The sequence below is a fragment of the Lysinibacillus phoenicis genome, assembly GCF_047238325.1.
In the GTDB taxonomy this organism is placed as follows: domain Bacteria; phylum Bacillota; class Bacilli; order Bacillales_A; family Planococcaceae; genus Lysinibacillus; species Lysinibacillus irui.
In genome coordinates this window covers 2,784,272-2,797,852 of record NZ_JBDFMP010000002.1, presented here as the reverse complement: position 1 = coordinate 2,797,852, position 13,581 = coordinate 2,784,272, and the positions used below count along the sequence as shown (strand labels likewise).

The following is a 13,581-nucleotide window of genomic DNA, read 5'->3' as shown; positions in this document are numbered from 1 at the left end:
ATAGAAAAAGACAGTCCACTATTCGGACTGCCTTCTATTCAACACGTTTATCGACCTACATAAGATAATGGATTTTCTAATGAACCGTTCTTTTCAACTTCAAAGTGCAAATGAGTACCTGTAGAATTACCAGTTGAACCCATTATGCCGATTACCGAACCTTTTTCCACTACTTGTCCCACTTCAACATTAATTGAAGATAAATGTCCATAAAGCGTTGTATAACCATTATTGTGATTAATAACAATACGATTACCATAAGTGCCTGAAGAACCAGCCGCAACAACTATACCATTATCAGCAGCTAAAATATTATAGTTACTTGGACGAGCGATATCAATACCACGATGGAAGGCTCCCCAACGTTCACCCATACCACTTGAGATATAGCCCCCAACTGCTGGCCATGCAAATTCGCCAGTACCTCGTGAAGAAATTACCTTTGTGCCAACTACTTCAATTTGATCTACTGGTTGTTGAATGATTTTTTCTTCTAATGCTACTTTCGATGTTTGCGTACCGTTTTCAGATGTTAATGCATAGGTTGTTTCTTTTTTTCCATTAGCGCCTTCTTGTTTAATCACTTTTTCGCCTTTATACATAGTCGGGTCTTCTTTGACCACTTTTTTAAATGGAATTACATCTGCAACTTTCTTTTCCTTTTTTACCTCAATTGTGACAAATGGCTTTGCCACTGTAACATTTAATGCTTGCCCAATTTGTAAAACTGTATCCACAGTAATACCAGGATTCAAAGCTAATAGTTCACTAGTTGTTAAATTGTGTTTTTTAGCAACCGAACCTAATACATCACCTGATTGAATTTTATATGTTTCTTGCTCTAGATGACCTGTCATTAAATATTTTACTGCTTGCTCAGGCGATAAAATATCAGTTGGTGTAACCTTTTGTGATAATCCTGAGACTCCCTGTTTAAAGGAAATATCTAAAAGACGCGATTCACCATTTTGCAGTTCAGGTAAATTATTAATAGATTGTTGGGTATTCGCTAGTTTATCTAATTCTTGCTGAGAAACATATTGTAGCTTTAACAGCTGAACAGTTTTTTCATAAGCCTCTGTATTCTTTAACGATACGACTGGTTTATGATCAACTAATAATGTAAATGCATCAGACTTCGCTACTAATGATTGCTTAAGCTTTGATAGTGTTTCTGCATCTTTTGTTTCATTCACAAAAACTTGTTCTGGGATTATTTTAACAGCTGAACTAGCGTCAATAGAAAGCCCTTTAAATTGCTGACTCGCTGCTTTTTCTTTAGATGCAATGATATCTTGAATTACCTTCTCATCAGATACTGCACCAATATATTCATTCCCCACATAAACGTGGTAAATTTTATTTAAGTTTTCTTTGTCATATTCCTTGGCAAAACCCATATTAATCGTTAGGCTTGTCATTAAAACTGCAACGATTGAAGCCTTTTTAAAAGAAGAAAAATTGTAGGTGAATCTATTGTTTTCTTCTTTTCTTTTAAAAAACGAATTCATCAATAAAGCCCCTTCCAACTTTACCCTTCAGTAGGATGATTTACCCACAAGGATTTTTTGCACCCTTATAATGTACCATAAAGAAAATAACGTTTGAATAATTTCACCCTTTTGTAATGTAAATGTATTATTTAACTACTAATTGTTACATAGAATACATTTTAGATACTTTTTATTTATTGATATTTTATCTACATATTAGGTAATTAATGAAGTGAATGCTGAATAGTGAGTATACTAATTTCTAAATTTTTTCAAGGGAATTTTGACTTAATACTTTTTACTTTTTTAATATTCCGATAAAATATAAGAGAAGGTACACTATTTGATTGGAGCGATTAAATTGAGTGATTCACAAACCGCTGATAATCCAACAAAAATGTTGAGACATCAGAGAACGAATATGCATAAAATTTTCCTAAGAATTATTATGGTGTCACTAGGTGCGATTATAATGGCATTGGGCTTAGAATTATTTTTAGTACCCAACCACATTATGGATGGAGGCATTGTCGGTGTTTCCATCATTACATCTCATTTATTAAATTTACCCCTTGGTATTTTCATCTTCATTTTAAACTTACCTTTTATTTTCTTAGGCTATAAACAAATTGGTAAAACTTTCGCACTGTCTACAGGGCTAGGTATTACCGTACTCTCCTTAGCAACCCTTGTCTTACATAACATACATCCATTTACGGAAGATACATTATTGGCTACAGTTTTTGGGGGAATGATTTTAGGCGTTGGTGTCGGAATTGTCATTCGATATGGTGGTTCTTTGGATGGAACTGAAATACTAGCCATTCTTTTTAATAGCAAGACGCCTTTTTCAGTTGGAGAAATTATTATGTTCTTCAACGTCCTTATTTTCACAGTGGCAGGTTTTGTTTTTAATTGGGAACAAGCAATGTACTCCATTATTGCATACTATATTGCCTATAAAATGATTGATATTGTGATTCAAGGATTAGAGGAATCAAAATCCGTTTATATCATTAGTGACGACATTGATGAAATAGGACAAACAATTATGGATCGACTTGGGCGTGGTGTTACTTTCCTTCATGGGGAAGGAGCTTATACTGGCAACGATAAGAAAGTCATCTTCACAGTTATTACTCGGTTAGAAGAATCTAAGCTAAAATCAATTGTCGCTGAGATAGATGATAATGCCTTTTTAGCCATTGGTAATATCGCAGAGGTAAAGGGTGGTCGCTTTAAGAAGAAGGATATTCACTAAAAAATGGGCGTACCACTTATGGCACGCCCATTTCCATTTATCTTAAATTATGCTTCCCAAACATCAACTAAAACGTTTGTTTGCTCACGAGCAGGTCCAACTGAGAACGTAGCAATTTGAATTCCTGTTAACTCACTAATACGTTCTACGTAGCGGCGAGCATTATCAGGTAGTTCATCTAAAGTTCGGCAGCTTGTTACATCCTCAGACCAGCCTGGAAGTTCCTCATAAATTGGTTCACATTGTTCAATAATATGAAGATTTGCTGGGTACTCTGTTATAGTTTCACCTTTATAATTATAGGCAGTACAGATTTTGACTGTTTCTAAGCCAGATAAAACATCAATAGAGTTTAGAGCAAGATGTGTGATACCACTTACGCGACGTGAATGACGAACAACTACTGTATCAAACCAACCTACACGACGTGGGCGTCCTGTTGTTGTACCGTATTCGCGACCAACCTCACGAATTTGTTGTCCCACTTCATCAAATAACTCTGTTGGGAAAGGACCATCTCCTACACGAGAAGTATAAGCCTTTGATACACCAATAACACTTGTCACTCGTGATGGACCAACACCAGCACCAATGGCTACTCCACCAGCTACGGGATTTGAAGAAGTTACATATGGATACGTACCTTGATCTACATCAAGTAAAATACCTTGAGCCCCTTCAAATAACACTTTACCGCCTTCATCAAGTACATCATTTAAAATTTTAGATGTATCTGTTACATATTTTGCAATTTCTTGACCGTAACCATAGTATTCCTCAAAAATTTCTTCGAATGTTACGCCTTCAACTTCATAGAATTTCTCAAATAATTTATTTTTAATGGCTAAATTATGACGTAGTTTTTCCTCAAAAATATCTTTATCAAGTAAGTCAGCCATTCGAATTCCGATACGTGCTACTTTATCTTGATAACAAGGCCCAATCCCTTTACAAGTTGTGCCAATTTTATTTTCCCCACGACTAGCTTCGTCAGCGATATCTTGCTTAATATGGTAAGGCAAAATAACATGTGCACGATTAGAAATACGTAGATTATCTGTATCAATACCACGTTCTTGTAAGCCTTTAAGCTCTGTTACTAATGACTTTGGATTGACAACTAATCCGTTACCAATTACTGAAGTTTTTTCTTTATAGAAGATCCCTGATGGAATTAAATGTAGTTTATATGTTTCACCATCAATTTTAATGGTATGTCCTGCATTATCCCCACCTGCAAATCGAGCGATTGCATCGGCTTTTTGCGAAAGGAAATCTGTAATTTTACCTTTTCCTTCGTCTCCCCACTGTGTTCCTACAACTACTACTGATGTCATAATCAGCACCTCCGTTAGATACCTTTGTATCTCAATTTTTAAGCCTAAATCATTGTAACAATGATAGAAACGCCCCGTCAATAAAAAAAAGTTAAAAAACACGAACATATAATCAAAAAATCTGATTCAACGTTCGTGTTTAATAACAGAATGATATGAATATTATCGAACATTCAGATTAATTCAATCTATGGGTAATATTTCATTACTTAAGAGGCAACTTATCTGAATGATGACTAATCACGCGGCGGTGGTGGTGGCATTTGTGACCAATCCACATTAATGAATTTATTAAATTCCTTTTTAAAAGCAAGTGTAACTGTTCCTGTTGGACCATTACGTTGTTTGGCAATAATAATTTCGATCATATTTTTATTCTCAGATTCTTTATCGTAATAGTCATCACGGTATAAAAAGGCAACAATATCAGCATCTTGCTCAATACTTCCCGATTCACGTAAGTCACTCATCATTGGTCGTTTATCTTGTCGTTGCTCAACTCCACGTGATAGCTGTGATAGTGCAATAACAGGAACCTTTAATTCACGGGCTAATCCCTTTAAGGAACGTGAAATCTCTGATACCTCTTGCTGACGGTTTTCTCCTGGCTTACCACTACCTTGAATTAACTGTAAATAATCAATTAAGATCATTCCAAGTCCATTTTCTTGTGCTAAACGTCGACATTTTGCACGAATTTCATTGATACGTACACCTGGTGTATCATCAATAAATATCCCTGAATTCGATAAACTACCCATTGCCATCGTTAGTTTACCCCAATCTTCCGTAGTTAAAGCACCTGTACGTAAAACTTGTGCATCTATGTTACCTTCTGCACAAAGCATACGCATTACTAGTTGTTCTGCACCCATCTCTAAAGAAAAGATCGCAACATTTTCACGTGCTTGCACGGCAACACTTTGCGCAACGTTCAACGCAAAGGCGGTTTTCCCTACAGATGGACGTGCCGCAACAATAATTAAGTCGTTGCGTTGGAAGCCAGCAGTAATGTTATCTAAATCACGGAAGCCAGTAGGTATTCCTGTTACTTCTCCCTTTTGTGATTGCAGTTGCTCAATATTATCGAAAGTTTCCACAAGCACATCTTTAACATGCTTAAAGTCACCTGCGTTCTTTCGATTGGCAACCTCCATCATTTTCTTTTCTGCTTCACCTAATAACGCCTCTACTTCGTCCTCACGCGTATAGCCGTCCTCGACGATTTTCGTAGCTACACGAATTAAGCGACGTAATAGTGCCTTTTCCTCAACAATTTTTGCATAATGTGCGACATTGGCAGCTGTAGGGACAGCATTGGCGAGCTCTAGTAAATAAGATAGCCCGCCAACGTCTTCAATCTCTTTTTTAGCTGATAATTCTTCCGTAACTGTTACAACATCTATCGCTTTTCCTTGATCACTCAAACGCAGCATCGTTTCGAAAATTTTCTTATGGGCATTTAAATAAAAATCATCGGCCAATAAAATTTCTGATGCTGTTATTAACGCCTGTGGTTCAAGGAAAATAGCACCGATAACCGATTGCTCCGCCTCCCGGTTATGCGGTGGAACGCGGTCCATCATCGGTTCACTCATGGATCGTCGCTCCTTATTCTTCCGTTACATGTACTTTTAATGTTGCTGATACTTCATGATGTAGTTTTACAGGAACATTTGTAAAACCAAGTGCACGAATACCTTCAGGTAAAGTCATCTTACGTTTATCAATTTTAATACCATGCACTTTTTGTAATGCATCAGCAATTTGCTTTGTAGATACTGAGCCAAATAGACGGCCACCTTCACCAGATTTTGCTTTTAGCTCAACTGTTAATTTTTCAACTTTTTCTTTTAACGCTTGTGCTTCAGCTAATTCAGCAGCAGCATTTTTAGCTTCTAATTTTTTTTGTCCCTCTAATTGACTTAATGCTTGAGCATTTGCTTCTGCAGCATAGCCATTTTTAATAAGGAAATTTTGTGCATAGCCATCAGCTACGTTTTTAATTTCACCTTTTTTTCCTTTTCCTTTAACGTCTTTTAAAAATACTACTTTCATTAGTCCGAACTCCCTTCAATGACCTCATTTATGGCCTCTTCTAAATGTTTTTTCACGCCATCAATGGATTTAGCATCTATTTGGCAGGCGGCATTCGTTAAATGTCCACCACCGCCGAGCCTCTCCATGATTAGCTGTACATTGACCTCTCCAAGCGATCGTGCACTTATACCAATTTTTCCATCTGCTCGATGCGCAATGACAAAGGATGCACTTACATCTTTCATAGTTAGCAAAATATCTGCTGTTTGTGCAATTAAGACAGAGTCATACACTTTCGAATCTTCACCAACAGCAACAGCAATTCCAGGTTTTACAAATTTGACTGTTTGCACAATTTTAGAGCGCTCAATATATGTGTCCACATCCTCTTTTAAAAGGCGCTGCACTAATACTGTATCCGCACCGTTCGTCCGTAAATAAGAAGCCGCTTCAAATGTACGTGCTCCCGTTCGAAGTGTAAAGCTTTTGGTATCGACAATAATACCTGCCAGTAAAGCAGTGGCCTCTAGCATATTGATCTTCGCACGCTTCGGCTGATATTCTAGTAGCTCTGTTACTAGCTCAGCCGTAGACGACGCATACGGCTCCATATAAACAAGTGTAGGATTTTCGATAAAGTCTTCACTACGACGATGATGATCGATCACAACAACCTTTTCAGCTAGTTTTAATAAGTGTGCATCAATTACTAAATTAGGCTTATGAGTATCCACGATAACAAGCAATGATTTTTCTGTCATTTTCCCAGCAGCTTCTTCAGGTGTAAGGAAATTTTCATAGAAATCCGATTTACTCTCGATTTCATTCATTAGTCGTGTAACGCTACCGTTTAATTCATCAAAGTTTATAATGACATAACCCTTTACATCATTCATTTGTGCCATTTTCCGTACACCAACAGATGCCCCAATAGAGTCCATATCAGGATTTTTATGTCCCATTACAAACACTTGGTCACTGTCTTGAATTAAATCACGCAATGCATGTGAAATAACGCGCGCTCTAACACGTGTACGTTTTTCAACTGGATTTGTTTTCCCACCGTAAAATTTAAGTTTACCAGTAGGTTGTTTAATCGCCACTTGGTCTCCACCACGTCCTAGAACAAGATCAAGACTCGATTGTGCCAATTCACCCAACTCTACTAGCGAGGATGATCCAGCTCCTACACCAATACTTAATGTTAATGATAAATTCTTTTGAGCTGTTTTTTCTCGAATGGTATCTAAAATAGCAAATTTTTTCTTTTCCAGCTCTGTTAAAATAGATTCGTTTAACACTGCTAAAAAGCGATCTGATGATATTCGTTTTACAAATACGCCATGCTCAGCAGCCCACTCATTGACAATTGATGTAACCATCGTATTGGTTAAACTACGTGGTTGGTCATCCATAGCTTGCGTGATTTCATCGTAATTGTCGACAAATAATATAGCGATAACTGTACGATCTGCGTAGTATTGCTTTTCAATGGCAATCTGTTCTGTTATATCAAAGAAATACAGTAGACGTTCCTCTTTTTTATAATAAACACGATATTTCCGATCACGTAGTGTAATCGTAGCCTCATTTGTTTCTTCGGTCTTCATTAGTACATAGATGTCATCAGATATATTAACAATACCTTCTCCAACTAATGACTCCATATTTAAAATGCCTTGCATATATGGGTTGGACCATTCTATTTCATATTGCTCGTTAACCAGCAATATGCCAATCGGCATTTCTAGCAATGCCTCTTCTCCAACTTTTTTCATACGGAAGGAAATGGATTCAATATGCTTCTCAGTTTCTTCAAAAGCTATCTTTTCGACCTTCCATGTGTAAGCCATCAATAAAACAAAACCTATTCCATAACCGATACCTATCCCGATATTCCAAATACATAGAAGCACGAACGTCACAATTCCAAATATGGAAAGAACAAAAAGCGGATAGCGAATTGGTCGTTTTCTAAAAGTACCCATTACAATCAGCCCCTTATTCTTTAGTCTTCCCCTTTACAAGTGAACGTACGTCAAAGCCTAAATCAACGATACCGAGTAAGATCATGAAGGATGATAATGGAATAGCTAACAAAGTAGCAACCCATTTTACACCATTTGGCATCCCTTTTTTTGAAATGAAGTAATGGATAAAAGATATCCCTTGTAGAATGAGTAACAACCATAATATATAAGAAACATTCAATACAATTATATCTAACGTAGATCCGGCCTCTGGACGCATAAATAAATTAATGCATAAAACAATCATGTAATACCATAAAATAGAGCGTGGTAATCTCATATTTTGAAACGGAGCAAACTTAGGAATATCTACTCCCAGTCGTTTTAATGCAGGTAAGTTTAATGTAATGATAATAAATCCAGCAAAAAATGCTGATATTGTAATCGTTGCAGGCATAGTTAGCTCAATTGTTTTAAACATTGCCTCAAGCTGTTCTGGATTTATAGCTACCTGGCCAGTGACATTCTTTGCAAATTCATTTGATTGCTCGTAATTTTGACGAGCTACTTCTAAACTCATATTAATAAAGTCTATTCCCGTCAGTTTTACATAAGCAATATAAACAATTGCCATGGAAATTAGATTAGCAATCCCCGTCGACATAAATAAAAAGAGCTTACTTTTCTTCAAATAAATTGCGTTACCCATTACGACACCCACTAGACCTAAAATAAAGGCAAATGGTAGCATGGATATTCCACTTGTTATCGTGGTTAGGATACAGCCTACTATTGCAACAAGTATGGATGTGGAACGCTTGTAATTTGCGCTATACCAAGCAATCGGTAGTGGAGCAAATATTAAAGCTACTATAAAGATGAATGGTACATATGCAGAAATAAGCATTAATATCGTAAAAAGTGCAACCATCATTGAGCCTTGGACAAGCGCTTTTGTTTGATTATTCGGCATTGAAAACCTTCCTTTTTTTCAGTCAAACTTACTATCCTTTATTGTACCATTTTTTCATAGTGTTGAACAAAAATCGCTTAGATCACTATATGCTTTGTTATCAATTTTATCAAACAACTGCCAATTCCATTTTACCATAACAAAAAACCAGCATACCCCGATACGAATATCGTAATATGCTGGTATTTAAAATTGATGTAAGGTCAGTTACCTTAACGTCATCAATCTTATTTATCTTCTGCTACGAATGGAAGTAATCCCATGATACGAGATACTTTGATAGCTGAAGTTAATTTACGTTGGTACTTAGCGCTAGTGCCAGTTACGCGACGTGGTAAGATTTTACCGCGCTCAGAGATGAATTTTTTTAATAAATCTACATCTTTATAGTCGATATGCGTAATGTTATTAGCAGTGAAGTAGCAAACTTTACGGCGTTTGCGGCCTCCGCGACGTGGTGCCATAGTATGTCTCCTCCTTATCTTTTTATATATTATAGAAGCATTAGAATGGAAGATCATCCTCAGATACTTCTATCGGTCCTTTGCTATTCGCAAATGGATCCTCATCTACACGTGTATAATTCGGCTGATTCATAGGTGGTTGATTTTGTTGATAAGTATCGCCGCCATAGGAACCCTGCCCTGGCATAGCGCCACCAAACTGTTGTTGTGGCTGACCACCGCCATATGACGGTTGGTTATTACCGTAAGTTTGTCCACCACCGTATTGAGGAGCAGCAGCGCCGCTACCATTACGTGGTTCTAAAAACTGTACGCTATCCGCCACGACATCTGTTGTATATACTCGCTTACCGTCTTGTCCTTCATAACTGCCCGTTTGGATACGACCTTCTACCCCAATTAAACTTCCTTTTCGCATGAAGTTCGCTAGGTTTTCGGCCTGTTTTCGCCATGCAACACAGCTAATGAAATCAGCTTCGCGTTCACCTTGTTGATTTGAGAATGCACGGTTTACAGCAACTGTAAATCTTGTAGACGCAATTCCGTTCGGTGTATAACGTAGCTCAGGATCTTTTGTTAGTCTTCCAACTAATACGACACGGTTTATCATCAGAATACAACCTCCTTTTCAGCGTTTTGTTAAAAGTCAATAATTAAGCTTCTTCGCGAACTGCAATGTGGCGAATGATGTCTTCGCTAATGTTAGCTAGACGTGTATACTCGTTAATTGCTTCTGAAGGAGCGTTTACTTTCACGATTTGGTAGTAACCTTCGCGGAAGTCTTGAATTTCATAAGCTAAGCGGCGTTTGCCCCACTCTTTTGATTCGATGACTTCTGCACCGTTAGAAGTTAAGATTTCGTTGAAACGTTCAACTAAAGCTTTCTTCGCTTCGTCTTCAATGTTCGGACGTACGATGTACATTAATTCGTATTTTCTCATCTGTTTACACCTCCTTATGGACTTAGGCTCTCCTATGTAAGGGAGCAAGGAGCAAGTAATATTATTACTCACATCAATGAATTGTAACATATAGGTACTTATCTTTCAAGTCGCAAACTAATAATTCGGTATATAATAAGAATATATATTGCAATCTTCCATGAAAGGGGCGATTCAATGCTACCAAATAAAGAGCCAATTGTTATTGAATTAGATATAAAAAAATTGATGATTGATAATTTGGTTATTACAGGTGGTCTTGTTATATTATTTACAGCCATTCAATATATTTGCTTTAAAGATTTTCATTTTTCTTTTTGGAATATGATTGTTGGTACAGTACTCTTTGTGATTCTATACATTATTTTTATTGTTCTACATGAGGTATTTCATTTAATTGGTTTTATGTTTTTTGGCAAAGTACCCTTGAAGGCTTTAAAATATGGCATAAATTTAGAGCTTGGTGTTGCTTATGCGACTACAGTACAACCTCTCTCCAACCAAGCAATGAAAAAGGCATTATTACTACCTTTTTGGACGACTGGTGTTCTTCCGACAATTGCTGGGTTTTATTTTAATAGTACCGTTTTAATACTCGTAGGAGCTTTTTTAATGGCTGGTGCAATAGGTGACTTTGCCATGTATAAAGAATTAAGGAAATACCCAAAACAGGCTCTTGTACGAGATGATCCTAAATTACCGAAGCTTTACGTATATACTCAACAGAACGAAGATAACTCACTATAAGTTAGAATCTGTAGCATTGAGATAAATAGCTGCAGATTCTATCTATTCTTTAAGGCGTTAAAAATCCGTGCTGAGCTGCGGTATATAAATTTCTCCATATACGATTAAGCGTAGATGTTTCTGTAATAGCCTCCATACCAAGACTTCGTATTAAATGATTTGCTATGTCAACGCAAGCAGCAGCAATCTCTTTACTCATTTGTGTAAATTGAGATTGTTCATCTTCTGTTAAAAGGACACCCTGTTGGTGTTTTTGCCAATATAGAGTCAATGTTGTATAGAACCGCTCCTCATATTGCTTATAATGCTTCTGCTGCTGCATCAATAAAAATTGTAATGCCCCAATCCGTTCAGCTCGATTGATATCATGATTTCGTTGCTTTGTTAATTTATATGCTTCTTCTAAGAAATTTTCGGTAATACCAAGACAAACGCTTAAAAACGAAGCCTCCGCAAAAGTTACAAATGGAAAGCTATGTACTGAGTTGCCATAACTATTTTTTATTGCTCCTAGTTGAAACGTTGCTTCTTCGGGTACCCAAATATTATTCACACGAATCGTATGACTGGCTGTTGCCTTCAATCCCATTGCACACCAATCATTCAATATCTCAACGTCTTGTGGACTCACTGAACAACTAATAATTTCATCTTTTTTGATCCCGTCTTCTTCAATAAAGCAGTTCATTGTAAAAGTAGACGCATAATTGGAGCCACTACAGTACTTCCACTGTCCCGTTACAACATAACCACCCTCTTCTTTCACAGCTATTCCTGTTGGATAACCACTACCTGCTATGACTGCATCCTTAGGCATAAAAATTTTCTCACAAACATTTGCACTGAAGGTTGGAATAAACGCATTCCCCCCTGTACCAATTGTAATTAGCCAACCAAAATTCCCATCTATAGCTGACATCTGCTGAAATACTTTTACACCTTCCACTAAATCTAAATCCTTACCACCTAATTCTTTTGACATGAACAATTTAAACAATTTTTGTTCATAAATAAAATCAAGTACATCTTGTGGTAGCTTTCCAAGCTGCTCATACTCTAACCCGCGTTCTTTAATCTGTAAAAGATTCATTTGTATAACTGCCCCCATTACTAAAAATTCTGATAACGGATCCATCAAAAAAGGGCAACCATTGTAGATTGCCCCTGTCCATTTTTATACATTAAAGCGGAATAACATAATATCGCCGTCTTGTACTTCATAATCTTTACCTTCAAGTCGAACTTTACCAGCTTCTTTAGCTGCTGCTTGAGAACCTGCCTCTAGTAAATCATCATAAGCAACCGTTTCTGCTCGAATAAAGCCACGTTCAAAGTCAGTATGAATAATACCTGCACACTGTGGCGCCTTCATACCTTTACGGAACGTCCAAGCACGTACTTCTTGTACACCTGCAGTAAAGTACGTTGCTAATCCTAATAAATCATAAGAAGTACGGATTAGCTGATCTAAACCTGATTCTTTAATGCCTAGTTCTTCTAAGAACATAGCTTTTTCTTCATCATCAAGCTCGGAAATTTCTTCTTCGATTTTTGCGCAAATTGTAATTACTTGAGCACCTTCAGCTGACGCATACTCACGTACTTTTTTCACATACTCATTGTTGTCTGCATCTGCTACTTCATCTTCTGAAACGTTTGCAACATAAAGCATTGGTTTAATTGTTAGTAAATGAAGACCTTTAATTACTTTTAGCTCATCATCTGAAAGTTCTGCAGCACGTGCTGGTTTACCGTTTTCTAATTGTTCTTTAATTTTTAGAAGTACTGGCTCTTCAATCATTGCATCTTTATCTTTTTGTTTTGCCATTTTACTAACTCGTTGTATACGTTTATCTACTGATTCTAAGTCAGCTAGCGCAAGCTCTAAATTAATTACCTCGATATCATCAATTGGATCTACTGCACCTGAGACATGTGTAATGTTTTCATCTACAAAACAACGTACAACCTGACAAATTGCATCCACTTCACGAATATGAGCTAGGAATTTATTCCCTAATCCTTCACCTTTGGAAGCACCTTTTACAATTCCTGCGATATCTGTGAATTCAAATGCAGTTGGCACAGTTTTTTTCGGTACAACTAATTCTGTTAATTTATCTAAACGTGCATCTGGTACTTCAACGATACCAACGTTCGGATCAATCGTTGCGAATGGATAGTTTGCAGCCAATGCGCCCGCTTTTGTAATTGCGTTAAATAATGTTGATTTTCCAACGTTAGGTAAACCAACGATTCCAGCTGTTAATGCCATGAATGGACACAACCTTTCTATACTCAGTTCAAATTTTCTCTCATATAACCTTATCTATTATATTGATTCGCTCATAAAAA

At 36.9% G+C, this 13,581-nt stretch carries 13 protein-coding genes; 2 read left to right on the top strand and 11 right to left on the bottom strand.

The annotated features are described in order from the left end of the window. Window positions 1–47 precede the first annotated feature (47 nt). Window positions 48–1,511, bottom strand: coding sequence for a peptidoglycan DD-metalloendopeptidase family protein (locus tag ABC382_RS15380; RefSeq protein WP_312506361.1), 1,464 nt, complete (start codon window positions 1,509–1,511; stop codon window positions 48–50). 379 nt (window positions 1,512–1,890) lie between these two features. On the opposite strand from ABC382_RS15380, the gene ABC382_RS15375 reads away from it, so the two are divergent. After that, window positions 1,891–2,754 (top strand): YitT family protein, encoded by an 864-nt coding sequence (locus tag ABC382_RS15375; protein WP_274797396.1) that lies wholly within the window; start codon window positions 1,891–1,893, stop codon window positions 2,752–2,754. Window positions 2,755–2,801: 47 nt separating this feature from the next. Here the strand turns inward: ABC382_RS15375 and ABC382_RS15370 are convergent, their stop codons facing one another. The 8 genes from ABC382_RS15370 to rpsF all read right to left on the bottom strand — a co-directional run bounded on the left by ABC382_RS15370 (window position 2,802) and on the right by rpsF (window position 10,479). Continuing rightward, window positions 2,802–4,091, bottom strand: a complete 1,290-nt coding sequence (locus tag ABC382_RS15370; protein ID WP_274795082.1) for an adenylosuccinate synthase — start codon at window positions 4,089–4,091, stop codon at window positions 2,802–2,804. 236 nt (window positions 4,092–4,327) lie between these two features. Further along, on the bottom strand, window positions 4,328–5,689 hold the full coding sequence (dnaB, locus tag ABC382_RS15365; RefSeq protein ID WP_004233370.1) for a replicative DNA helicase: 1,362 nt from the start codon (window positions 5,687–5,689) through the stop codon (window positions 4,328–4,330). 13 nt (window positions 5,690–5,702) lie between these two features. After that, on the bottom strand, window positions 5,703–6,149 hold the full coding sequence (gene rplI / locus ABC382_RS15360) for a 50S ribosomal protein L9 (RefSeq protein ID WP_274795084.1): 447 nt from the start codon (window positions 6,147–6,149) through the stop codon (window positions 5,703–5,705). After that, the gene (locus tag ABC382_RS15355) at window positions 6,149–8,119 is read right to left on the bottom strand and encodes a DHH family phosphoesterase (protein WP_274795085.1); all 1,971 of its coding nucleotides are present in this window, start codon (window positions 8,117–8,119) and stop codon (window positions 6,149–6,151) included. Before ABC382_RS15355 ends, rplI begins: the two co-directional genes overlap by 1 nt. 13 nt (window positions 8,120–8,132) lie before the next feature. Next, entirely contained in the window at window positions 8,133–9,074 is a 942-nt protein-coding gene (locus tag ABC382_RS15350; RefSeq protein ID WP_274795086.1) for a YybS family protein, read from the bottom strand. Between the two features lie 227 nt (window positions 9,075–9,301). Beyond that, window positions 9,302–9,538: a 30S ribosomal protein S18 gene (gene rpsR / locus ABC382_RS15345; RefSeq protein ID WP_012296211.1), complete on the bottom strand. Its 237-nt coding sequence runs from the start codon at window positions 9,536–9,538 to the stop codon at window positions 9,302–9,304. A gap of 40 nt (window positions 9,539–9,578) precedes the next feature. Then, a complete protein-coding gene (gene ssb, locus ABC382_RS15340) occupies window positions 9,579–10,148 on the bottom strand; it encodes a single-stranded DNA-binding protein (RefSeq protein WP_274795087.1) in 570 nt (189 codons plus the stop codon). A gap of 43 nt (window positions 10,149–10,191) precedes the next feature. Further along, window positions 10,192–10,479, bottom strand: a complete 288-nt coding sequence (gene rpsF / locus ABC382_RS15335) for a 30S ribosomal protein S6 (RefSeq protein WP_274795088.1) — start codon at window positions 10,477–10,479, stop codon at window positions 10,192–10,194. A 177-nt stretch (window positions 10,480–10,656) separates the two neighbouring features. Here rpsF and ABC382_RS15330 point away from each other — a divergent pair, with 177 nt between their 5' ends. Further along, on the top strand, window positions 10,657–11,226 hold the full coding sequence (locus ABC382_RS15330) for a DUF3267 domain-containing protein (protein WP_274795089.1): 570 nt from the start codon (window positions 10,657–10,659) through the stop codon (window positions 11,224–11,226). A gap of 49 nt (window positions 11,227–11,275) precedes the next feature. Here ABC382_RS15330 and ABC382_RS15325 read toward each other — a convergent pair whose 3' ends face one another. Beyond that, the gene (locus ABC382_RS15325) at window positions 11,276–12,361 is read right to left on the bottom strand and encodes an acyl-CoA dehydrogenase family protein (RefSeq protein ID WP_322611485.1); all 1,086 of its coding nucleotides are present in this window, start codon (window positions 12,359–12,361) and stop codon (window positions 11,276–11,278) included. Window positions 12,362–12,400: 39 nt separating this feature from the next. Next, complete coding sequence (ychF, locus tag ABC382_RS15320) at window positions 12,401–13,501, bottom strand: redox-regulated ATPase YchF (protein WP_274795091.1); 1,101 nt, start codon at window positions 13,499–13,501, stop codon at window positions 12,401–12,403. Between the last annotated feature and the right edge of the window lie 80 nt (window positions 13,502–13,581).